This is a genomic window from Parundibacterium terreum, assembly GCF_014636315.1.
GTDB classification, from domain to species: Bacteria; Pseudomonadota; Gammaproteobacteria; order Burkholderiales; family Burkholderiaceae_D; genus Undibacterium; species Undibacterium terreum.
Window position 1 is genome coordinate 770,306 of record NZ_BMED01000001.1, and the last position, 22,578, is coordinate 792,883.

Annotated in this window: 17 protein-coding genes; 6 read left to right on the plus strand and 11 right to left on the minus strand. The window is 55.6% G+C overall.

The genetic code is table 11. The annotated features are described in order from the left end of the window. Positions 1-22: 22 nt before the first annotated feature. Both IEW12_RS03590 and IEW12_RS03595 read right to left on the minus strand, forming a co-directional pair. Positions 23-718 (minus strand): SOS response-associated peptidase, encoded by a 696-nt coding sequence (locus tag IEW12_RS03590; protein WP_188564591.1) that lies wholly within the window; start codon positions 716-718, stop codon positions 23-25. Between the two features lie 72 nt (positions 719-790). Then, entirely contained in the window at positions 791-2,722 is a 1,932-nt protein-coding gene (locus tag IEW12_RS03595; RefSeq protein WP_188564592.1) for a hypothetical protein, read from the minus strand. 267 nt (positions 2,723-2,989) lie between these two features. Here IEW12_RS03595 and IEW12_RS03600 point away from each other — a divergent pair, with 267 nt between their 5' ends. After that, entirely contained in the window at positions 2,990-3,805 is an 816-nt protein-coding gene (locus IEW12_RS03600) for a substrate-binding periplasmic protein (RefSeq protein ID WP_188564593.1), read from the plus strand. A gap of 67 nt (positions 3,806-3,872) precedes the next feature. On the opposite strand, the gene IEW12_RS03605 is transcribed toward IEW12_RS03600, so the two are convergent. The 6 genes from IEW12_RS03605 to IEW12_RS03630 form a co-directional block, all read right to left on the minus strand. Further along, positions 3,873-7,013 (minus strand): CusA/CzcA family heavy metal efflux RND transporter, encoded by a 3,141-nt coding sequence (locus tag IEW12_RS03605; protein ID WP_188564594.1) that lies wholly within the window; start codon positions 7,011-7,013, stop codon positions 3,873-3,875. Between the two features lie 11 nt (positions 7,014-7,024). Then, positions 7,025-8,233 carry an efflux RND transporter periplasmic adaptor subunit gene (locus IEW12_RS03610; RefSeq protein WP_188564595.1) on the minus strand — a complete coding sequence of 403 codons (1,209 nt, stop codon included), beginning with the start codon at positions 8,231-8,233 and terminating at the stop codon, positions 7,025-7,027. A 24-nt stretch (positions 8,234-8,257) separates the two neighbouring features. Continuing rightward, a complete protein-coding gene (locus IEW12_RS03615) occupies positions 8,258-9,544 on the minus strand; it encodes a TolC family protein (RefSeq protein ID WP_188564596.1) in 1,287 nt (428 codons plus the stop codon). Positions 9,545-9,698: 154 nt separating this feature from the next. Further along, entirely contained in the window at positions 9,699-10,067 is a 369-nt protein-coding gene (locus tag IEW12_RS03620; protein ID WP_188564597.1) for a hypothetical protein, read from the minus strand. Between the two features lie 69 nt (positions 10,068-10,136). Beyond that, positions 10,137-10,310, minus strand: a complete 174-nt coding sequence (locus tag IEW12_RS03625; protein WP_188564598.1) for a hypothetical protein — start codon at positions 10,308-10,310, stop codon at positions 10,137-10,139. After that, entirely contained in the window at positions 10,307-11,491 is a 1,185-nt protein-coding gene (locus IEW12_RS03630; RefSeq protein WP_188564599.1) for a PepSY-associated TM helix domain-containing protein, read from the minus strand. Before IEW12_RS03630 ends, IEW12_RS03625 begins: the two co-directional genes overlap by 4 nt. A gap of 187 nt (positions 11,492-11,678) precedes the next feature. On the opposite strand from IEW12_RS03630, the gene IEW12_RS03635 reads away from it, so the two are divergent. Then, positions 11,679-13,886, plus strand: a complete 2,208-nt coding sequence (locus IEW12_RS03635) for a TonB-dependent receptor (protein ID WP_188564600.1) — start codon at positions 11,679-11,681, stop codon at positions 13,884-13,886. Between the two features lie 90 nt (positions 13,887-13,976). Here IEW12_RS03635 and IEW12_RS03640 read toward each other — a convergent pair whose 3' ends face one another. Then, positions 13,977-14,684, minus strand: coding sequence for a YfgM family protein (locus tag IEW12_RS03640; RefSeq protein ID WP_188564601.1), 708 nt, complete (start codon positions 14,682-14,684; stop codon positions 13,977-13,979). A gap of 128 nt (positions 14,685-14,812) precedes the next feature. Next, positions 14,813-15,523 carry a hypothetical protein gene (locus IEW12_RS03645; RefSeq protein WP_188564602.1) on the minus strand — a complete coding sequence of 237 codons (711 nt, stop codon included), beginning with the start codon at positions 15,521-15,523 and terminating at the stop codon, positions 14,813-14,815. 134 nt (positions 15,524-15,657) lie between these two features. Between IEW12_RS03645 and IEW12_RS03650 the strand changes: the two genes are divergently transcribed. The 4 genes from IEW12_RS03650 to IEW12_RS03665 all read left to right on the plus strand — a co-directional run bounded on the left by IEW12_RS03650 (position 15,658) and on the right by IEW12_RS03665 (position 19,890). Next, positions 15,658-17,355 (plus strand): M14 family zinc carboxypeptidase, encoded by a 1,698-nt coding sequence (locus tag IEW12_RS03650; RefSeq protein WP_188564603.1) that lies wholly within the window; start codon positions 15,658-15,660, stop codon positions 17,353-17,355. A gap of 19 nt (positions 17,356-17,374) precedes the next feature. Next, complete coding sequence (locus tag IEW12_RS03655) at positions 17,375-17,560, plus strand: hypothetical protein (protein WP_188564604.1); 186 nt, start codon at positions 17,375-17,377, stop codon at positions 17,558-17,560. A gap of 78 nt (positions 17,561-17,638) precedes the next feature. After that, entirely contained in the window at positions 17,639-19,240 is a 1,602-nt protein-coding gene (locus IEW12_RS03660) for a phytoene desaturase family protein (protein WP_188564605.1), read from the plus strand. Between the two features lie 167 nt (positions 19,241-19,407). Then, positions 19,408-19,890: a DUF2306 domain-containing protein gene (locus tag IEW12_RS03665; protein ID WP_188564606.1), complete on the plus strand. Its 483-nt coding sequence runs from the start codon at positions 19,408-19,410 to the stop codon at positions 19,888-19,890. 88 nt (positions 19,891-19,978) lie between these two features. Here IEW12_RS03665 and IEW12_RS03670 read toward each other — a convergent pair whose 3' ends face one another. Then, positions 19,979-22,348, minus strand: a complete 2,370-nt coding sequence (locus IEW12_RS03670; protein ID WP_188564607.1) for a diguanylate cyclase — start codon at positions 22,346-22,348, stop codon at positions 19,979-19,981. Between the last annotated feature and the right edge of the window lie 230 nt (positions 22,349-22,578).

Sequence of the window (22,578 nt, forward strand, 5' to 3'; positions counted from 1 at the left end):
CGGGGTAATTTCTCAACAGTCTCTAAAACAGGGAGCCGTTCAGGTCTTCCTGTTCTGTCTCCTTCTTTACCCTGGCAATAACAGGCTTGGGATCAGGCGCAGCGTCCATCATTTCGGCCGGGTGCGTTTGCAAATAAGCCCTTGCCTGCTCAGGGTTGCGGCAAGTCAGCCAGTCGTCATAGCTGGACTTTGGAATGATTACCAGCGCGCGCTTCTCATCTTCGGGCCGGTGAAAGCGCTTCATCAGCGGATGCGTATCTGCATTCACGGTGAGCTGGGTGAAGGAAAATGCCCGGCTGCCGTCTTCCTCCTGCCACGCGCGGTACAGACCGGCAACGGCGAAAGGCGCATCGTCGGCCATGCCTATGCGCCAGCGCACTGCGCTGCCGGTCTCCCAGTTAGGTTCAAAATACGCGTGCATGGGCACCAGGCAGAATAAACCTCTTTGCCATGGATCTGCATAGCTGGGCCGCTCGGCAATGGTTTCTGTGCGCGCATTCATCGTGGAATAGTGCTTCATGTCCGGCGGGATATGCCGCCTTGGTACCATGCCATAGCTGGCCGCGAGTGCAGCGCGCTGCCCCGAACGTGTCGCAACAATGATAGGCGCGGCATAGTCCTGATACGCCTCTTCCGGCCATTCATCCGGTGAGCGAACCACCGTCTCGAAGTGGTCCTGCAGCGTCTGCTTGTTGACTGTTAAAAAGTTAATGCACATGATGCTTGATAAGCCAAAAACAGGATTATCGGCTGTTTACCGGCTTTCGTCACGCGAAGCAAAACAGCGCAATCAGCTTAAGCGTATTCCGTGGACAAATACCGCCAAGCGGCGCGTGGTCGGAAAATCCGGATCTTTGCGCGGGTCATGAGGTGCTTCATGCGTCAATTCTATCTTCAAGTTGGATATAGCCTGGCCCGCATGCATCTTGAGCCGCAGAACATCCTTACTGCGCAGGTCCACCCAGCCGATGTCTTCGCCGTTGATGACGACCCGGGTACGTTCATTGTTCTTAAAATAGTGCACAAGTATCCGCACGCCGTGTACCGGCCTTGCTGGAGAAACTGCGATATCCATCACTGAGGACGGACCGTCCGACCAGATGCCATTCCATTCGCCCTGCGCCACCGTCCCGTTATCCTCGAAATAACTCCAGCCAGTGCTGAATTGCGATGCGTTTTTCTGAAAGTCAGCCAGAGACAATTCATCCGCCTTGTCGCATTGCACGGCCCCATTGATGTAAAACCAGCCAAAATTAGCCTTGCCAAACTGCGTGTCCGGTGAGATCAGCTTACCGGGACCGCACAACTCCCTGTCTATACTCGTGCTACTTTCATGGAACATCAGTTTCTTGCGTTCGCCATTGACCTCGTAGGCATAGAGTTTACCAACATCAAGCGGCGCTCCATCCGGCAGGCCCGTACGCTCTATGAATATTTCAGGATCGGGGTTATACCAGGCGGGAGCATTTTCCAGCATGAATTTCCCCATCGGGCTAAGCCCTAATTCGGAATAATGCCGCGCATCGATCGTGCATCGCAACTGCAACAGCCCTACGCATAAAAGTAAAATAAAGGGCAGCCTAGTTTGCTGGCGCAACAAGAACAGGAACAGAAACAGGAAAGGCGCGCCTCCCCAGGAGGCATACCGCATCATCCCATGAGCAGCAGAATTCCAGTTGGTGGTGGCCAGTGCGGGTATCGCCAACGCCAGCGCGCAGGTTATGCAGATCAGTGCGACCGCAGGTAATTTCCATTTATTCCCGGCCAGCCCGCGTGAACGCCACAGCAAGACCGCACTGCCTATCCATAGGCCCGGAATGCCTATGATCAAACCCTGGTTCCAGTCGAAATAGAATGACTGCAAGCGCCCCAGGCTGATCAATGCCGGCGATGCAGCGATTTTGGCGATGATATTGGGCACGCCAAACATCCACAAATTGAAACCAACCGGTATCAGAAACAAGGCAAAGCCAGCGCCGATACCGATCAGCATGCGCCTGTGCAGAGCCAGTCGCAGATTGTCTTTGAACGATAGTTGGCTCTGGTAGCTCGTACTCCAGAACAGCAAGGGGCCAAACATCAGCAGGCAGACGATGGGCGGATTTTGGGTAGCGGCCAAACCGATCAGCAAGCCCCCTGCCAACGGCGCATCCGTCACAAACAACAGCATCGCAGACAGTACGGCGGCCGAACTCATGCATTCTGGACTACTCCACTTCGCATAGTTGACGCCCCCGCTCAGCATGAACAATACCAGGCCGAGGAAGGCTTTCCTTGCCGAAGCAAAAAAGCGATACAGGCTCACGCCGAGCACAAATATGAACACCAGATTAACGAACCAGAACGACTTGAAGGGGTCAATTCCGATTTTCTCGAATACGAATAAGGGAATTGCCGCCAGCGCAGAATAGGAAAAAAAGTGAATTGAATAGGTATTGTCGTCCAGAGCCCGATAAAAGCCGCCGTTAGGCTGTTGCTTACCGGCCCGTATGCCCTCTTCCGTCGTTTTGAAATAAGGAGCGTACTGCGGCAACAAGTGCTGGACCTTGCGCAGATCTTCGCTTTGTATGTCCGGTGACAAATGCGATGCCAGCGCCACGCTCATGACGGTATATTCATACACGTCGCCATTCAGTATCACCCTCTGCTGGAAGAAGAGTGCCCCCAGCAGTATCAGCAAGGCAAGCAGGAATTGATGAAACTTGGTCAAATTTGACAACATAAAGTGAGGTGGCGCGCGCTTTGATATGCGAATCATGGCGAAGACGGCCCTGAATAGTGGTAATCAGGCAACATAATAAATGATAAAATTTTTGCAATCAAATAGTATTTTACAAATATTTTTAAATAGAAACTAAGTTGCTACAAAAATAAAATCCACGATTAAACGCTTACTTTTCAGCTTGCTGATTTGAGCTAATATGAAATAGGCGCAGCAAAGACCAAGACCGGCCTAGCATTCAGCCACCGCTTTTTGAAAATCGGACGAATGAAAACACACAGCCAGGGATGCTTGAACTACCTGCTGATCTTCCATCTGGCTTTGGTCAGTCCGGTTATTGCCTGGGCAGCGCCGATATCGCAAATTCCCTTGCTGATGAGCGAAGAACTGGATGAAAGAAACGGCATGATCCCGCTGGCACCAGAGATCGCCGAGCTGCTTCAGTATGTGGAAACTGCGGCCAGGATCAAATTCGATATCCGGCGCTACCCTTGGAAGCGCGCCGTCACTAATGCGGAAAATGGCGAGGGACTCATTTTCGGCATCTCCAAGACGCCCGAGCGCTTGCGCCATTTCACGTTTTCCGCCCCCGTCATTTCCGATGCAGCATGGCTCGTTACTAACTGCGTCGCCAAGTTTCCTTTCTCGTCGCTGCATGATCTGCAGGGAAAAACCATAGGTATCGTTCGCGGCACGAGCTATGGCAATGAGTTCGATAGGCAAAGCAACGTGCTGTTCAGGGTCGAAGACGATACGAACTCCAATTCCGCACGCCTGCAAAAATTGTCGCTGAAGCGGACCGACGCGATCATCATCTACAACAACAGCCTGCGGCGCGAAGAACTTGAAGCTGTCATCAACCAGCAATATCGCGCCAGCAAGGAAGGCAGCACGCACAGTATCGGAAATGCAACCATGTTTTGTGTGCTGCCAAAACCGGTCTCGGTGCTGGATGTGCATTTTGCGATACGCCCTGATAGGGACAAGGGCATCATACGAAAGCTGAATGCGGCGATAGTCCGGGGGCGGCGAAATGGCGACCTTGCCCGCATATCCTCAAAACATGCGGACAAAGCCCAGTGAAGCCCGCATTTCCCCCAGGCCTGCACTGGCTTGCCGCTATCTTATCTTTGCCTTAGCATGCTCACCGCTACTTGGCGCTTCCGCCGTGTACCAGGCGATATAGCATTGGCAGAACCAGCAGCGTCAGTATCGTCGATGACAATATCCCCCCAATGACCACCGTCGCCAGCGGACGCTGTACTTCCGCCCCGGTGCCTGTGGCCAGCGCCATGGGGATAAAACCCAGCGACGCCACCAGCGCTGTCATCAATACCGGGCGCAAGCGCGTCAATGCGCCCGTGCTGACGGCGGAGTCCAGATCCAGGCCTTCCTCGCGCAAGCCGCGAATGAAAGAAATCATGACCAGGCCGTTCAAGACCGCAACCCCTGACAAGGCAATGAAACCGACCGCCGCCGATATCGAGAGCGGAATATCCCTCAGATACAGCGCAACGATGCCGCCGGTCAGCGCGAAAGGAATGCCGGTAAATACCAGTAAGCCGTCTTTCAAGTTATTGAACATGGCAAAAAGCAGCACGAACACCAGCATCAAGGCCAGCGGCACAACCAGTTGCAGGCGCCGACTGGCCGACTGCAATTGTTCAAAACTGCCGCCGCTGGCGCTCCAGTAGCCCGGCGGCAGTTTGACTTCCTTCCGGATCAAGGCTTCCGCCTCCGGCACAAAGCTGCCTATATCCCGCCCGCGTACATTGGCGCTGACGACAATGCGGCGCTTGCCATCTTCACGGCTGATCTGATTCGGACCTGGCGAAAAGTCCAGCGTAGCGATTTCAGACAGGGGAATATAATTCGCTGCATTGGACTCCGGTATGGACTCTGTTCTCGGTAAAGGTATAGGCAAGCGTTTTAATGCATCAGGGTCGCTGCGCAGCCCCTCGGGCAGGCGCACCACGATATCAAAACGCCGGTCGCCCTCGAACATGGCGCCGGCTTCCCGGCCGCCGGTGGCTATTGCAAGCGCATCCTGCACATCCGCCATGTTCAGGCCGTAGCGGGCAATCTTGCTCCTGTCGATATTCACACTCAGCATCGGCAAGCCGCTAGTTTGTTCTACCTTCACTTCAGATGCGCCGGGAACTCGCTGCAATACTGCAGCTACCTTCGCAGCGGTGCTATTTAGCACTTCCATATCATCGCCAAATATTTTCACCGCAAAATCGCTGCGCACGCCGGAAATCAACTCATTAAAGCGTAGTTGTATCGGCTGAGAAAACTCAAAGCTGTTGCCTGGATACTTGGCTGCTTCTTGCCGTATTGCCGCCAACAGGGCATCGCGCGATTTCTTTGGTTTGGACCACTCGCCTTCGGGCTTCAGCATGATGTAGCCGTCGGAGATATTCGGCGGCATGGGGTCGGAGGCAATTTCGGCAGTGCCGGTACGTGCAAAAATACGTTCGATCTCCGGGAATTTCTGCTTCAGGCCACGCTCCAGTTGCATCTGCATTTCCAGCGACTGCGACAGGCTGGTGCCTGGAATGCGCAAGGCCTGTATCGCGAAATCGCCTTCGTTCAGGCTGGGGACGAACTCACTCCCCATGCGGGTAGCCAACAAACCGGACAGCAATACCGCTGCCGCAGCAGCGGCCAGTACCACTGCCTTATTGCGCATGGTTTTTGCCAGCAATGGCTCGTAGATTCTGTTGGCAAAGGACATCAACCGATTTTCCTTCTCTGCAACGCGATCGCCCATGAACAGGGCCACCGCTGCCGGCACAAAGGTAATGGACAATATCATCGCACCAGCCAGCGCCACCACCACAGTAAGGGCCATGGGATGAAACATCTTACCCTCGACCCCGGTAAGTGCGAAGATGGGCAGATACACAGCCATGATGATCAACTGGCCGAACAGCAAGGGCCGCCGTGCCTCCTGCGCCGCGGCAAACACTTCATGAAAGCGTTCGCTTTGGTTCAGCAGCCGACCCTGCTTCTGCTGCACATGCGCCAGGCGGCGTACGCAATTTTCCACAATCACTACCGCGCCATCGATGATGATGCCAAAGTCCAACGCGCCCAGGCTCATCAGGTTTGCGCTGATCTTGTAGCCGACCATGCCGGTGAAGGTAAACAGCATGGATAAGGGGATGACCAGAGCGGTGATGATCGCCGCCCGGATATTCCCAAGAAAAAAGAACAGCACCGCAATCACCAGCACGGCGCCTTCCAGCAGATTTTTCTTGACGGTGTTAATCGCCTTGTCCACCAGTACCGTACGGTCATACACCGTCACCGCCTTCACGCCGCGCGGTAAGCTGCGGTTAATCTCCCGCATTTTCTTGTCCACCGCCTGCGATACCGCGCGGCTATTCTGCCCTATCAGCATGAACACAGTGCCGAGCACGACCTCGCGGCCGTTCTCGGTCGCGGCGCCGGTGCGCAGTTCGCGCCCTATCGCCACTTCGGCGACATCCCGCACGCGTACCGGCACGCCCTGCACATTGCTGACAACGATATTGCGGATGTCGTCCACAGAACCAAGCTGGCCGGGGGCACGGAGCAGATACTGTTCACCGCGCTTTTCTATATAGCCGGCACCGACATTGCCGTTATTGCGCTCCAGCGCGGCCACCATGCCCGGTAGCGTCAAGCCATAGGACATCAATTTCACCGGATCGGGAGTCACATGATATTCCTTCGTATAGCCGCCGATGGAATTGATTTCTGTCACCCCGGGTACGTTGCGCAATTGCGGCTTGATGATCCAGTCCTGGATTTCACGCAGATCTGTGGATGTATAAGGTGCGCCATCCGCTTTTTTTGCGCCGTCTTCGGTTTCCACCGTCCATAGATAGATTTCACCCAGGCCGGTGGAGATGGGACCCATCACCGGCGTCACACCGGCGGGCAGCTTATCCCTGGCTTCCTGTATGCGCTGGTTGACCAGTTGGCGCGCGAAATAGATGTCGGTGCCATCCTTGAAGATGACGCTGACCTGCGACAGACCGTAACGGGAGAGTGAGCGTGTCTGCTCCAGATTGGGCAGGCCCGCCATGACGGTTTCTATCGGGTAGGTAATCCGCTGCTCAACCTCCAGCGGCGAATAACCGTCGGCCGACGCATTGATTTGCACCTGTACATTGGTAATATCAGGCACTGCGTCAATGGGCAGCTTGTTGTAACTGAAGATGCCCAGGGCCATCATCGCGACAACTGTCAGCATGACCATCCAGCGATGTTCTATCGAAGAAGCTATGATTTTTTCAAACATGGCTGTTCTCCTCAGTGCGCGTGCTCAGCACTGCCCTTGCCCTGCTCCGCCTTGACGGCGAAGCTGCCAGCGGCAGCATAGGAGACACCAGCTTGCAAGCCCTGCAAAATTTCCACATGCTTGCCATCACTGCGGCCTGTTACCACAAGCTGCGCGATGAAGCCGCTTCCGTTTTTGACAAATACTACAGGCTTGCCATCCACCGTCTGTATCGCATCAGCCAGTACTGCAAGCGATACTTCGCTATCGCCGGCATTGATATCGACAGTGACAAACAGGCCCGGCCGCCACGCCATGCCGGGATTGTCCAGCGCGACGCGTGCCTTGGCAGTACGCGTCTGCTCTCCCAGCAGCGAGCCTACATAAGAAATTTTTCCTTTCGCAACCGAGTTCATGCCGGCTGCCCTGACTATCGCCTCCCTGCCAACGCTGACCACATCCAAACTGCCTGCGGGCACACTGATTTCCGCCCACACCGAAGACAGATCGGAAATCGTGAATACGGCGGCATCCTCTTTCACCGCCTCTCCTAGCGATATATGCTTCTCAACGATCATGCCGTCAAAAGGAGCTCGCAGCTCATAGCGATTCAGCCTGCCGGCCGATGCGCTACCCGCGCCGATCGCATTCAGTTTTTGCAAGGCGTTCTGCGTTGCGATTTCAGCCTCGCGCAAGACCTGCCGTGCCTGCAGATAATCCTGTTCCGCCGATATTTTGTCCTGCCAGAGTTTCTTTTCGCGCTCATAGTTCAGTTGCGCCAATCCCTGCCGTTTTTGTGCGGACAAGAGCTCACTACGCATCTCAGACAACTGCGTACTCGCGATCACCGCCAGGACCTGACCTTTTTTGACCTGCTGTCCCAAGTTTGCAGGCACCGCCGCTACCACGCCGGCCAAGCGCGGAACGACGTGCGCAGTACGGTCTTCGTTGAATTTAATTTCGCCAGGCAGTTGCGAGCTGATGCTGATGCGTGCGGGACCGGCCTTGGCTAGCGATATGCCGGCGGACTTGATCTGCTCGTCCGTGAAATGGATCGCCTCGCCTTCTTTTTCTACGTCATGTTTATCTTCCTTATGCTCGCTTGCGGCAACGGTGTCCGCTGACTCAGTACTCTTATTTTTTCCTGGGAAAAATATGATCAGCGCAGCCAGGGCAAGGCCTGTCAGCAGCACCAGGGAAAGCGCTTTGCGCTGTTTTTTGTCTATCATTGGTAATTTCATTTTTATGTCCTAAAACAGGATGTTTTAATTCTGTTGGTCTGTGCCGGCGAGGCGATGCAGCTCAGCCAGTGCGCGATGGGATTCGGCCAAAGCCCGCAGATGCTGCGACCTGGCCTGAAACAGGGTTCTTTGTGCATCCAGCACGTCCAGAGAACTGAATTTGCCTAATTCAAAGCCCCTGCTGGCAGCATCGAAAGCGCTTTGCGCGCCGGGCAAGATATCGGCGCGCAGGATTTCCAGTTCCGCATTTGCCTGCGCATGGCGCTGGTAAGCAGCGGCCATTTCCAGCGCCAGGCGATTTTCCGTTGCGGCCAGTTCGTCTCTTGCCTTGTCTTCCCTGCGCAAGGCGCTCAGCAGACTGCCTTTGTTGCTATCAAATACCGGGATGGGCAGCGATATGCCGACGACGGTCTGGGTGCGCCCGGCCTGCTCATCGCGCTTGCTGCCAAGACTGAGCGTGATATCTGGAATACGGCGGCTGCGTTCTACATCAATTAGCGCCTGCTGCCGCGTGATTTCCACCCGGGCCCTTGACACCTGCGGTGCTGTTACCAGCTTCGCCATCCAGCCGGCCAGGCTCAAAGCCGCTCCGGGATTTTTTTCCGGCTCCGCTAGCTCGCCAAAATCGGCGTTGGAACTACCCCAGAAGGCTGCCAGACGAGCGCGCGCGACAATTAGCTCGCTGGAAGCCTGCGCCAGCTCCATCCTGGTACCGGCTTCGGCAACGCGGGCTCGTGTTTCTTCCAGCGGGGATACCTTGCCGGCGGTGACGCGCTTCCTTGCAGAATCACTTACTTGTCCGGCCACTCGCTGCATCGCTTGCGCCAATTGCAGACGCTGCTGGGCAGCCAGCACATCAAAGTAGGCATTGATGACACTGGCCTGGATGTCCACACGATGGGCGGCCAGGTCCGCAGCAGCGACGCTACGATCAAGGCCGGCAGCTGCCATCCTCGCTGTGCGCTTGCCGCCCAGTTCCAGCAACTGGTTTAGCTGCACGGTGGTAGTACGATTTTCTTTTTGCAAGCCTTCAGACAACAAGGCCAGTTCCGGATTGGGTCTGGCGGCGGCCTGCTGCATGCCGGCTTCGGCAATTTCCAGCTCGCGTGAAGTCGCGCGCAAATCCGGGTTGGCCAGCAATGCACGCTGTATCGCTGCGGCCAGCGTCAGCGCAGGTACAGCAGTGCTAGTCAGGCCAGGCTGCGGCAGTGGCGTCGGCGTGGCAATAGTTTGTGCCAGGGCAAAGCCGGGCAAGATAATGGCTGAGATGAGTACAGCCGCCAAGCCTGGCGGCAGGTAAAACGTTCGCATCGAATTCTCCTGAAAATGGAAAGGAAGAATCCGGCGACGGCAAGTCTGCGCAGCAATGCGATGACATATTGACGCTCTACAGCTACGTCAATAAGCGTGCCAATACATCGGCACAATCACGGTAAACGAAGGGGAAGACTAACAGTCGCCGGCACTAGGCGGCGACCGTCCACTGAGGGCGTTCGGGCATCCCAAGATAGGGAGCCGGGAGTTGCGAGGGTAAAAAAACATTCTGGTAGCCGGACAATAGAGGCTGTACCAGTTCAATTTGCCAGGTATAAGCGGCCAGCGGGCTATGCGCGCAGGATGCGCAATCCGGGTCGGCCGCAAATTTCTTGGGGGTGGAATTCTGATGATCGTCGGCAGCCTGGGAATCTGCCTCTGAGGGATGGTGCTGGTGTTGATGATGGCCAAAATGCTGCTCGGCCTTGCCGCTCTCATGCATGCAATATGCGCTCGCCACACCCCAGCTCAACTGCAGGGTGAAAGCGACGATCAGCATGTAGATGACTTTTTTCAACATGGGCGCATTATAAACCCGAAACCGGAAAAACCAAGAAAAGCCCCAACAACAGCAGTGGCAAGAGAGGGTTTAGTCGCCGCCGCGGCGCAAGCTATACCAGCCGCCCACTGCTACCGGCACGCCCAGCGTCAATGCCGACAGGTAGTCCCAGGCGCCATCCCCCAGCAGCGCGGAGATCAGGCCGATCACAGTCAATATGCCCAGGGCGATGGGCCAGCCCCACAGACGCAGGAAAGCGTTCATGGCGCCTCCCCTGCCTGCACAGCCCTTGCCAGCGCCGGGCTCGCCGCATTTGATGGCTGACTACCGGTATCGGCCACCTCTTTGTCCGCCACAGCACGCACGCCGCGCTTCAGCCACAGGTACAAGCCGCTGCCAAGCACGACAATAGTGGCAATGTCCAGCAAGGCCCATAGTATCTGCATCAGCACACCGCCGTAGTCACCAAAATGCAAGGGCTGCGAAATCAGCAAGCCGGTCAGGTACCAGGGCAAGCTGCGGCTGTCTGTTACTTGCGCCGTCTGCGCATCAATCAGCACCGGCTTGTAGAGCCGCGATGTCAACGCTTCCTTGCCGCGCATGAAAACACCGTAGTGGTGCGGGCTGGTAAATGGCGTACCCGGCCACGCGATAAAGCCGACATTCATGCCAGGCTCCAGCTTTTGCGCTGCATCCACGGATTTTTGCGTCGAGGCCAGCACGGTAGGCACCGGCAAGTTTTTATAAGGAGCGACCATTTCCGCCATCTCGGTGACCTGCCAATACTTCAACAGCAGTTCAGCCCAGGTGTTGATCATGCCGGTGGCCCCTACCACCAGCGCCCATACCAGCGTGACTATGCCCAGCAGATTGTGCAGGTCCAGCCATTTGGTACGCGGCGTGCGGTCACGGCGCACAGTGCCGAACTCCAGCTTGCGCATAAAGGGAGCGTACAGCACTACCCCTGAGATGATCGCCACCAGCAGCAGCAAACCCATAAAACCGAGGAACAGCAAGCCGGGCAAACCAACGAATAAATCGGTATGCAGGCGGAACAGGAAGGTCATCAGCGTGCCTTCGGTTTTTGCCTCTGCAATCACCTTGCCGGTACGCGAATCTACAGCGATGGATTTGTAATTGATGTCGGTAGGGTTGTCGCCCAGCGTCAGGTTCCAGATGCGGTCGTCATCGGCCTCGCGCGACATATACATCATCACCTTGTTCGGGTACATGGCCTTGCCTGCTGCCAGCACCTGGTCCACATCGGCCTTCGGTGTACCGGCAGGCATGTCCTGCGCCTCGATTGCATTGCCCAGCAGATGGTCGATCTCATGATGGAAGATCAGCGGCAAGCCGGTCAGGCACAGCAGCAACATGAAAACGGTGCAGACCAGGCTGCTCCATTTATGTGTCCAGGCCCAGCGGCGTATGGCAATAGGTGTCATCTTGTAAAGCTTTGCCCAGAAAACTTAATGTCTTATTAAGTATGTTGTGGAGAGGCGGAAATGCATCCGCTAAAGAATGAATATTAATAGAAATCACTCTCATTTACTAGGCAAAACAAGGGTGCGCCGGATACAATGATAATAATTCTTATTACCGATTTAGCTTTTTAATTTTTGATCAGGCATTATGAAAAAAAATAACTTCAAGCCCTCCCCGTTCGCACTGGCTGCCTTCCTGCTGACCAACTCCGTCGCCCACGCACAAACGGCTCCAGCCGCCGCTGCAGTCGAGGCTAAACCTGCTTCCGCTGGCGAAGCGCAAACGGTGACGATCAGCGCTTCTGCCGATGCATCCAAAGAAGGTCTGTCCTCCGCTTACGCAGGCGGCCAGGTCGCACGCGGCGGCCGTCTGGGCTTGCTGGGCAACGTCAACGTGATGGATACGCCGTTCAACACAACCAACTACACGCAAGCGCTGATCCAGGACCAGCAATCGCACAGTGTTGCCGATGTTCTGCAAAATGACCCATCGGTTCGCGTCGCGCGCGGCTTCGGCAATTTCCAGGAACTGTATGTAATCCGCGGCTTTGCGGTGAATTCGGATGACCTGGCCTACAACGGCCTGTATGGCCTGTTGCCGCGCCAGTTTGTCTCGTCCGAACTGCTGGAGCGCGTGGAAGTCTTCCGCGGCGCCAACACCTTCATCAATGGCGCAGCACCAGGCGGTGGCGGCATAGGCGGCGCAATCAACCTGCTGCCGAAACGCGCGACCAACGAACCCCTGACCCAAGTCACCCTGGGTGGCGAAAGCGGCGGCCAGATCTACACTGCAGCCGACCTGGGCCGCCGCTTCGGCCCGGACAACAATACCGGTATCCGTATCAATGCGGCGCACCGCGATGGCGATACCAGCGTTGACAATGAAAAGCGCAAGCTGGATGTGCTGTCTGTCGGCATGGATTTTAAAGCACGCGATTTCCGTCTGTCCGCGGACATAGGCTACCAGAACCACAGGCTGACAGCGCCGCGCCCGAGCGTGACGGTGGACACCAGCATCGCTTTGCCGGCAGCACCGGAAGGCTCCAGCAATTTTGCGCAACCATGGAGCTACTCCAATGAGCGCGATACTTTCGGCACACTGCGCGGCGAGTTTGATATCAGCAAGGATGTCGTCGCCTGGGCAGCTTTTGGTGCCCGCTCCGGCGAAGAAGCCAACACCCTGGCCGCACCTACCGTCAGCAAGACAGACGGCACTGCCAGCACCTACCGCTTTGATAATGCGCGTAAAGACACAGTGCGCACAGGCGAAGTCGGCATACGCGGCAAGCTGCAAACCGGTGCCGTCGCCCACAGCCTGAGCGCGACGCTGTCCGGTTACTGGCAGGATTCACGCAACGCCTATGCATTGAGCGACTTCTTCAATCCTCTGGCCACCAGCATCTACAAGCCGGTCAATAGCGCGGAACCTGTCGCCAACTTCTTTACCGGCGGGACCTTGTCCAATCCTTTGACCACGCACAAGAGCATCCTGTCCAGCTACGCGCTGGCGGATACCATGTCCTTCGTCAACGATACGGTATTGTTGACTGTGGGCGCGCGTAACCAGACCATCAAGGATTACAGCTACGACTACAACACCGGTGCAGAAAACTCCAAATACAATGAGAGCGCAGTTACTCCGGTAGTTGGCCTGGTGTTCAAGCCAATGAAAAACGTTTCCCTGTACGCCAATTACATCGAAGCGCTGCAACAAGGCGCGGTCGCCAGCGGTACCGACATCGTCAACCAGGGCCAGACCTTCTCGCCCTACAAGTCCAAGCAAAAGGAAATCGGCGTCAAGTATGATGCAGGCACGCTGATGATGAGCGCGGCCTTGTTCACTACCTCCCAGCCTTCCGCCTATGTACAAAACAAGGTATTCGGCATCTTTGGCGAGCAACGCAACCGTGGTCTGGAATTGTCCGTGTACGGCGTGCCTACGCGCGGCCTGCGCTTGTTGGGCGGCCTGACACTACTGGATGCGGAACAACTGCATACAGCAGGCGGCGCCAATGACGGCAAGGATGCGATCGGTGTACCGGATACGCAACTGAACCTGGGTGCAGAATGGGATGTGCCCGGCGTACGCGGCCTGACCCTGACAGGCCGCACCGTGTATACCTCATCGCAATATGCCGATGGCGCCAACAAGCAGAAGCTGCCGTCCTGGACACGCCTGGACCTGGGCGCACGCTACACAACGACGATTGCTGACCGCGCAGTGACCTTCCGCGCCCGCATAGACAATGTGGCCGACAAGAATTACTGGGCATCCGCCGGCGGCTACCCAGGCGCAGGCTATCTGGTGCTGGGTGCGCCACGCACCTTCGTGGTATCGGGATCGGTGGATTTCTAAGACTTAAAAAATCTGTGACCGAACGTAAAATGGGTGAGCCTTATGGGGGCTCACCCATTTTTTATTCATCATTCAGAAAATCTAAGGTCATCAGTCTTCAAAATCCTCAGGATAAACCGACAGGAATTCCGTCAGCCCGCGTTCCCTCATATCCTGGTTTGCCCGCTCGCAAATGCGCTGTGCCTCGTCAAAGCGGCGGTTGTGCGTCAATACCGCAATCAAGCCGCTGGCCTCGCTGAGATAGCGATTTTTATAGACTTGCACAAAATCCTCGCCGAGAGAGGGATCTTTCTGCGCCAGCCGGTGCGAACCGTCATAGACCTGCAAGGCAATCGCGTATTCTCTATCCGGGTCATCAATATAGTCACCACAGACTTCCCATTGCTCTTGTTCGATCAGCTTAGATTTGATGAATCCGAAGATAAGCTTTGCCAGCGCCTTATCCGACTGGTGGTAATGAAGGAATTGCCCGACAGCGAGGTTGCGCGCACCGGTGAGCTCGCAGATCGCGACAAATTCATGGAATTTGACAGGCTGCCTGGTGCGCTCCAGATCGGCAATGCTTTCCAGGCGCCGCCGCTCCAGGCTGATGCGGGCAGGGTCAAAAACCTCCCCTAGCTTTATCCACTCAAGAAGGCAGTAAGAAAGCCTGACCGAGGCGTAACCGACATAGGGTTCGTCCAGCGAATGGTCGAAGAACCACTCGTAGTGCTCCAGAGACAGCGGATAGTCCTTGATCTTGAAAGCAGCCCTTGCCTCATTCAGAATCTGTTCCGGCTTTTCCTGGGTAGTATCCATAAACATCGTTCCTTACATGCGATAGAAGTCTTCATAAAAATAGCGATGATTTTTACACCCTGCCATTCGCTTTGCTATTGACTACGTAGCTGCCTCAAACGCTAGCCAAGACAAACTACATACCTGCATCAAACTCCCGCATCGCCTGAAGCGACTGACAAAAACCCAGGTACGCCATGTTTCTTCATATCCTGATTGGCTCGCTCACAAATCCGCCGGGCATCTTCCATGCGATGAACATGGCTTAGAACGGCCACAATGTAGTCTGCATTCTTGACGAATTGTTCCTTGATAGTAGAAACAAATTCATCGTTGATCTTTTCTGGATTGCTTTCGGCAAATTCCAACGGACGAAGGAGCGTCTCAAGCGCGCGCTCATACGCAGCATCGGCGTCCTGTATGTAGGCATTGCAGATTTCCCACTTGCCTGCTGACCTCAATTCTGCCTTGATAAAATAAAGAATCCGTCGAGCCAACTCCCTGTCGGAATCATGAAATTCAATAAATGTATCGATCGCCTGCGGCATGGTTCCGGTGTAGCGGCAAATAGCGACATAGTCATGGAATTGACCAGCCTCCCGGCTTTTGGCGAAGTTTGAGATGCTTTGCGCACGCTTTTGCTCCAGCGAAATCCCGGCGGGTTCATACACCTTTGCCAGTTGCGCCCATTCGCCCAGGCAAAATGAAAGCCGTATTCCCACCCATTTGCCGCCACCCTCTTCCAATGCATGATCAAAAAACCATTCATACAATTCCAGTGCCAGCGGGTACTGCTGTGCCTTAAATGCCTTCCTTGCCCCGTCCAGGCTGGCGCGCGCCTTGCTGACATCGGTTTCCATGGCATCCTCGCTGGCATTATCAATATGGCATTATGGCACGGCGCAAACTCCCTTGGCAAAATGCTACAATCCCGCCATATCCTGAGCGCTTAAACCAAAAGCTGCCAGCCTCCCAATTCAATGACAAAAGCCTTATGAGCACACCAGCCGATCTGCAAACGCCCTATGAAAAGGGCAACAAGAACCAGACTACAACCTGGGAAGAATGCATCGCCTTCTACCAGCAACTGGCGCAGCGCTACCCTGCTATCCTGAGTTTCAATCAGGCCGGCGTATCAGATGCAGGCATTCCCTTGTACGCAGGCGTGGTCAGCGCAGACGGGGTATTTGACCGCGAGCAGATCAAACGCGAAGGCCGCCCGGTGTTTTTCAATAACAACGGCATCCATCCCGGCGAGCCGGAAGGCGTTGATGCCTGCATGGCGATGGTGCGCGACCTGTGCGTGGAACCCGCGCGTCTGGCAGCGCTGGGCCGTACGGTGCTGCTGTTTATCCCCATCTACAATGTGGACGGCTGCCATAACCGGCAGAATACCTCGCGCGTGAACCAGGATGGGCCGGAACTGTTCGGCTTTCGTGGCAATAGCCTGCACCTGGACCTGAACCGCGACTTCATCAAGTGCGACAGCCTGACAGCACGCTTCTTCAACCAGTTTTTCACCGCGTGGGATCCGGACGTGATGGTGGATACGCACACATCCAACGGCGCCGACTATCCCTACACGATGACGCTGATCCACACGCAGGCAGATAAACTGGGCAGCGGCCTCGGCCCTTTCCTGCGCGACACCATGCTGCCGCATATCTTTGAGCAGATGGACGCGCGCGGCTGGCCGACCTGCCCTTACGTGAATCCCATCAAGGACAGCCCGGATCATGGCATCGCCGAATTTCTGGAAGTGCCGCGTTTTTCCACCGGCTTTGCCGCGCTGCATCACACTATAGGTTTTATGCCGGAAACCCATATGCTGAAGCCCTTTGCAGACCGCTATGACTCCATGCGCGCGCTGGTGGAAACCGTGATGGCCTTCACGGTCAGCCATGCGGGGCAGATACAGCAGTTGCGCAAGGCGGCACGCGAACTGGGCAAGCACCGTAAGCAATGGCCGGTAAGCTGGGTGATGAATGAAAAGAATCCATCGACCTTCCGCTTCAAGGGCTATGCGGCGCGCTACAGCGCCAGCCTGCTGGGCGACTACCAGCGGCTGTCTTATGACCGCACGCAGCCCTGGGAAAAAGATATCGCCTACTACAATCACTTTAGCGAAGATGCCGTCATCGATGCGCCGGTCGCCTATGTGATCCCGCAGGAATGGCGCGACGTGATAGAGCGCCTGCAATGGAACGGCGTAAAAATGGAACGCATCACGGCAGCGAAAACAGTGCAGGCGCAGTACTATCATATCAGCGCCGTATCGTCCCGCCCCGGCCCGTATGAAGGCCATATGTTCCATGATGAAGTGCGACTGGAAAAGCGGAAAGCCAGCATGCAACTGCGCGCTGGCGACTACTACCTGCCACTCAACCAGGATCAGGCCCGCTATGCAGTGGAAACCCTGGAACCGCAAGGCCATGACAGCTTCTTCCGCTGGGGATTCTTCAATAGCGTGATGGAAAAGAAGGAGCATTTTTCAGACTACGTGTTTGAAGATCTGGCGTTGGAACTGCTGCGCGAAGAGCCTGCATTGAAGCAAAAGTTTGACGCATGGAAGACAGCCAACCCTGCCCTGCTGTCCAATCAGGAAGCGGTATTGAATTTCATCTATGAGAACTGCGCCCGCTATGCCGAACCGGGATGGCGCCGTTATCCGGTGCTGTCGGTATTTGAGTAAGCCATATGAGCAAGCAAGCGTGACAACCATCTATGAATACAGCAGCCAGCCGCGCTTCTGGGTCGTGCGCGACGAGGATGGATATTGGCTGGTGCCGGCCCGCAATGGCGGCTGGGAAGAACGCAGCCCTTTTGTTGGGCATGCGACTTCCTTGCGGGAAGTAAAGGATCTGGAAGGGATAGACTTAGGCTTGTCGACTCAATAAGTCCGCGGTATTTTGCTCGCTTATTGTGCAGAAAATAAACTCCTAATAAATAAGCTCCCAACGAACAAGGGGCGGCAAATGCACGATGCGATCATTGTTGGGGGAGGACACAACGGCCTGGTGTGCGGATACTATTTGGCGCGTGCCGGGCTGAAGGTGCTGATACTGGAACGGCGTGGCGTGGTGGGTGGAGCCGCTGTCACTGAAGAATTTTTCCCGGGCTTCCGCAATTCGGTCGCTGCGTATACGGTTTCCTTGCTGAACCCCAAAGTGATCAGCGACATGGCTTTGCTGAAACATGGATTGCGCATCATAGAGCGGCCCCTGTCCAACTTCCTGCCGCTCGACGATCAGCATTATTTAAAGGCCGGGGCGGGAAAAACGGCAAGCGAGCTTGCCAAATTTTCTCAAAAAGATGCGGGCCGCCTGGATGCTTATACCCGGCATCTGGATATCGCCGCCGACGTCTTGCGCGAACTTGTGCTGCAGACCCCGCCTAACGTCACCAATGGGAACTGGACGGCGGCTATTCCTGAGTTGCTCAAGGCCGGGCGTTTAGGCAAGCGCGTGAGCAAACTCAACCTCTCCGCCCAGCGTACACTTTTGGACTTGTTCACAAAATCGGCTGGAGACTTTCTTGACGGCTGGTTCGAGAGCGATCCCATCAAGGCCCTATATGGATTTGACAGTGTGGTCGGCAACTATGCCAGTCCGTACACGCCTGGGTGTGCTTATGGCTTGCTGCATCATGTATTCGGCGAGGTGAATGGAAAGAGAGGCGCGTGGGGACATGCGATTGGCGGCATGGGCGCCATCACCCAGGCCATGGCCAAGTCAGCAGGGTCGCGAGGGGCAGAAATCCAGACCGGCACTGGCGTACGTGAGATCCTGTTGGAAAACGGCAAGGCAGCAGGCGTGGTAACCGAGAGCGGCAAGCATTTGAAGGCCCGTACCGTCATTTCAAATCTCAATCCGCGCCTGCTATATACGCAATTACTTAATCCTGCTGCACTACCCAGCGATTTTCTACGAAGAATTGAAACCTGGCGCTGTGGGTCCGGCACTTTCCGCATGAATGTGGCGCTGTCCGAATTGCCGGATTTCACTTGCCTGCCCGGAAAGGCAATGGCAGAACACCATGGCAGCGGCATCATCCTGGCCCCCAGCCTCGCCTATATGGAGCGCGCCTACCACGACGCGCGTGCGTTTGGATGGGCGAAGGAGCCGATTATCGAGGTACTAATACCTTCAACGATAGATTCCTCGCTGGCACCACCTGGCCTCCACGTTGCAAGCCTTTTTTGCCAGCATGTGGCGCCTCAGCTTCCCGACGGCTCCAGTTGGGACGGGCACCGCGAAACGGTTGCCGATTTGATTGTGGATACTGTCACCAGGTTCGCGCCTAACTTTAAAGGCGCTGTGCTAGGCAGGCAAATTCTCAGCCCACTGGATCTTGAGCGTACCTTCGGTTTGATTGGCGGCGATATCTTCCACGGTGCGCTGGGGCTGGATCAGCTGTTTTCAGCCAGGCCGATGCTGGGGCATGCGGACTACCGTGGACCTATTGCGGGACTATATACTTGCGGATCAGGAACACACCCTGGCGGCGGAGTAACTGGCGCCCCTGGGCACAACGCAGCACGCGAGGTGCTGCGCGACTTCAGGCTTAAAATGCCATAACTCAGCTGCCAAGCGCTTTACCACAATATCCAAAACCCTGCGCAAGCGCTGCAATCGAACACTTGCAACAAATCCGGCCGTCCGACATAATTCTCAAAAATTGCCCGATCGGCATTCCAGCTTTTTGCCTCACCCTTCGTACCCCCACCGTTCCTAGGAGATTCAAAATGTTTGGATTGACCCCACTCGGCATTGTCCATACCCTCATCAGCCTGGTCGCCGTATTTGCCGGCCTGATTGCCTTCTTCCGCGACAAGGCCATTATCTCTTCAAACTCCGTAGGAAAGACCTATGTCTATGCGACGATACTCACCTGCCTGACCGGTTTCGGCATATTCCAGCACGGCGGTTTTGGTGCGCCCCATATGCTGGGCATCATCACGCTGGTAGTGCTGGGCATTGCGTGGCTTGGCGGCAAGGGCAAATTCGGCAAGGCATCGCGCTATGTGGAAACCATCAGCTATTCGCTCACCTTCCTGTTCCATATGATCCCCGCCATTACCGAAACCTCCACCCGCCTGCCGCTGGGAGCGCCATTGCTGCCGAACGCAGAAGCGCCTCAGTTGCAGACGGCAACCGGCGTACTATTCGTGCTGTTCCTGATTGGCGTCACGCTGCAGGTAATCCGCATGCGGAAAAAGAACGCCTAAAAGAGAACTTGATAGAGTCACGTAGTCACTTAAAGCCGGTCCCTGCCTTCGCCGGAGGCGGGCCGGCAAACCAGACATGCTGGTGCTGTTACACCGCAACCCGGTTGCGACCGCTCTTCTTGGCCCGGTATAAAGCCTGGTCCGCGCGGTTGAGCACCGCATCGACATTGCCGTCGGAAGTGGTCAGCAGGCTGATTCCTATGCTGACGGTGATATAGATCGTCGTGGTTTCCTGTATCAGCGGCGTTTCGGCAACCAGCATGCGCAGACGCTCGGCGACTATCTGCGCAGCTATCAGGTCAGATCCCGGCAGCAGCAATCCAAATTCTTCGCCGCCCAGCCGTCCTTTCATATCCACATCGCGCGATACCTGGCCCAAGGTAACGGCAAACAGCCGCAATGCCGCATCGCCGGTGGCATGGCCATAGGTATCGTTGACTTGCTTGAAATGATCAATGTCCACCATCAGCACCGCTGCCTGTGCATGCGGAATGCGGCCAATACGATGCAACTCCTCCGACACATGCGCCAGGAAACTGCGGCGGTTGGGTAAGCCGGTCAGCGCATCGGTGGTCGCCAGCTCTCGCAGCTGGTCTTCCATCTGCTTGCGCTCGGTAATATCCAGATGGGCGATCACGGCCCGCTCTCCATCGGCCGAAGGGGAGCGCAATATCTTGACGATGAAAAACCTTTGCGTACTACCGCAAAGGCAAGGATACTCCAGGCTGAACAACTCCTTGCCGCCACTGAGCACCCCACTCAGCCCTGCAGAAAAAGCGCGGGCATACTCGCCGCTCAGGCCCATCGCCGCTTCGCAAATCGCCAGATAATTTGCCCCCACGCCCAGCCGCAGCGGGTTTTCCGAGTGCCCCCTGACAAAGTCCTGCCAGGCACGATTCACCATCAGTATGGTGCCATGCGCATCCACCACACAGACCTGCTCATCCAGCGAATTAAGCGTGCTTTGCGCCAGGCGCCGCTCTGCCTCCAGCAAATCATGCGCCCGCGTGCGTTCGGTGATGTCAGTCGCCACCACCACTAGTGCCTCTATCTTGCCGGTTTTGCTCAGCACAGGATAATGGGCGTTGGAATAAATGCGTCCATCCCGGCTATCCTCATGGATCAGGGGTTCCGCCGTCATGAACACATTGTCGACTATCACTTCTCTTTGCCTTGCCAGTTGCGGAGGAAACAGTTCAACCAGGTTTTTCCCCAGCAATTCAGCAGCGTCTGCACCCAGGCGTTTCGCACCCACGGGATTGATAGCCACCAGATTCTTCGCCGCATCAAATAAAAAAATACTCTCGGTGATAGACAGCAGGATAGTCTGGAAAATGTCGTTCGATTTGCGCAGCGCGCGCTCTGCCTCTTGGCGCTGGTCCACTAGCAGGTTAAAACTGGTCAGCAGTTTGGCAACCTCGTCATTACCGTCTACCGGCAAGCGATGCATTGGCGATTTTCCTTTCGCCATGTAATAGATGGACTTGGCAGCGACCTCCAGCGGCCAGAACGCATAGCGGACAAGCAGCCACATGATGGCTGTTGCCACCAATGCCAGAAAACCCGCTACGCCATAGGCATAACGCTTCATTTGCTCTATAGGTGCAAATGCCTCCTCCACGGGCAACACTATCTGTACAAACCACCCTGCTATCGGCACTTGCTTGGCGGAGGTTAAGGTGAGCACCCCTTTTGAATTAATGGCGACACCTGAGCCCTCATAGCCCGCCACAAACTTATCGACCATCTGGCTGACGCCGGGCTTGGCGATGGCATCCAGTATCCTTGCGGGATTGCTAGAGGTAACTACCACGCCATATCTGGCTGAGCTGATCACGACATAGCCTGATTTTCCAAAAGTAGCCTGTTCAATCAAACCGAACAGAGAGGTATCTGAAATCGTCGCATAGCCGACCAATACCGCGGTGACATTGCCATCGCTATCCATCACAGGGCTGGCGATAGGCGCGACAGGCCGCTTGCTCATGATGCCTACGCGCGGCTTGCCGAATACCACTTGCCCGCTGGCGACGGCTTCCTTGAAATATTCGCGTTCGCCGTAAGGTGCCATGCCAAAACCGGAGAAGTGGGGCTCATCGGCAATGCCTTTGCCATCTTTTGATAACAGTACGACGCCTGACTTGAACAGAGTCTGCAACTCAGTATGTTCTCTCAGAAATTCGTGCGCCTTTTGTGGGTTGGAAATTATCTCAGGCGTCAGGCTGGAGCTGACTTTCTTGAGTGCCGCGACCCGGCTCTGCAATTTGATCTGTATATCTTCTGCAATATAAGATGCCTGCGAGAACTGTTGCGCCGTCAATAGCTCAGTCATGTCGTGCTCCAGCCTGCGCGCTACCGCATAGGCGAGCACCCAGCAACTGGCGAAGATCACCAATAACACCAGCGCCGAGATTTTTATTTTCAGGCTGGTGCGGAGGATAGCTTTGATCAAGTCCATGTGCGATCCTGATACGAGACCTGCGCAAGGCCGCAAAATTATTTTCACTCAACTCGGCTGCCCGGCACAAGACCAGGCACACATGGCCAAGCTGACTCTCTCGATATACCAGCCCGGCAACTATTGTCTATCGCAAACGGGCATGGTGGACTTGCCACACCAGCATATCGCATTGCATGCAGACGCAAGCACCGGCGAATGTGAAAAAAAGTAAAATTTTATGATGCAAG

Coding starts and splice junctions, on each gene's coding strand:
- IEW12_RS03590 (WP_188564591.1), bottom strand. CDS start 718: ATGTGCATTAACTTTTTAACAGTCAACAAGCAGACGCTGCAGGACCAC.
- IEW12_RS03595 (WP_188564592.1), bottom strand. CDS start 2,722: ATGTTGTCAAATTTGACCAAGTTTCATCAATTCCTGCTTGCCTTGCTG.
- IEW12_RS03600 (WP_188564593.1), top strand. CDS start 2,990: ATGAAAACACACAGCCAGGGATGCTTGAACTACCTGCTGATCTTCCAT.
- IEW12_RS03605 (WP_188564594.1), bottom strand. CDS start 7,013: ATGTTTGAAAAAATCATAGCTTCTTCGATAGAACATCGCTGGATGGTC.
- IEW12_RS03610 (WP_188564595.1), bottom strand. CDS start 8,233: ATGAAATTACCAATGATAGACAAAAAACAGCGCAAAGCGCTTTCCCTG.
- IEW12_RS03615 (WP_188564596.1), bottom strand. CDS start 9,544: ATGCGAACGTTTTACCTGCCGCCAGGCTTGGCGGCTGTACTCATCTCA.
- IEW12_RS03620 (WP_188564597.1), bottom strand. CDS start 10,067: ATGTTGAAAAAAGTCATCTACATGCTGATCGTCGCTTTCACCCTGCAG.
- IEW12_RS03625 (WP_188564598.1), bottom strand. CDS start 10,310: ATGAACGCTTTCCTGCGTCTGTGGGGCTGGCCCATCGCCCTGGGCATA.
- IEW12_RS03630 (WP_188564599.1), bottom strand. CDS start 11,491: ATGACACCTATTGCCATACGCCGCTGGGCCTGGACACATAAATGGAGC.
- IEW12_RS03635 (WP_188564600.1), top strand. CDS start 11,679: ATGAAAAAAAATAACTTCAAGCCCTCCCCGTTCGCACTGGCTGCCTTC.
- IEW12_RS03640 (WP_188564601.1), bottom strand. CDS start 14,684: ATGGATACTACCCAGGAAAAGCCGGAACAGATTCTGAATGAGGCAAGG.
- IEW12_RS03645 (WP_188564602.1), bottom strand. CDS start 15,523: ATGGAAACCGATGTCAGCAAGGCGCGCGCCAGCCTGGACGGGGCAAGG.
- IEW12_RS03650 (WP_188564603.1), top strand. CDS start 15,658: ATGAGCACACCAGCCGATCTGCAAACGCCCTATGAAAAGGGCAACAAG.
- IEW12_RS03660 (WP_188564605.1), top strand. CDS start 17,639: ATGCACGATGCGATCATTGTTGGGGGAGGACACAACGGCCTGGTGTGC.
- IEW12_RS03665 (WP_188564606.1), top strand. CDS start 19,408: ATGTTTGGATTGACCCCACTCGGCATTGTCCATACCCTCATCAGCCTG.
- IEW12_RS03670 (WP_188564607.1), bottom strand. CDS start 22,348: ATGGACTTGATCAAAGCTATCCTCCGCACCAGCCTGAAAATAAAAATC.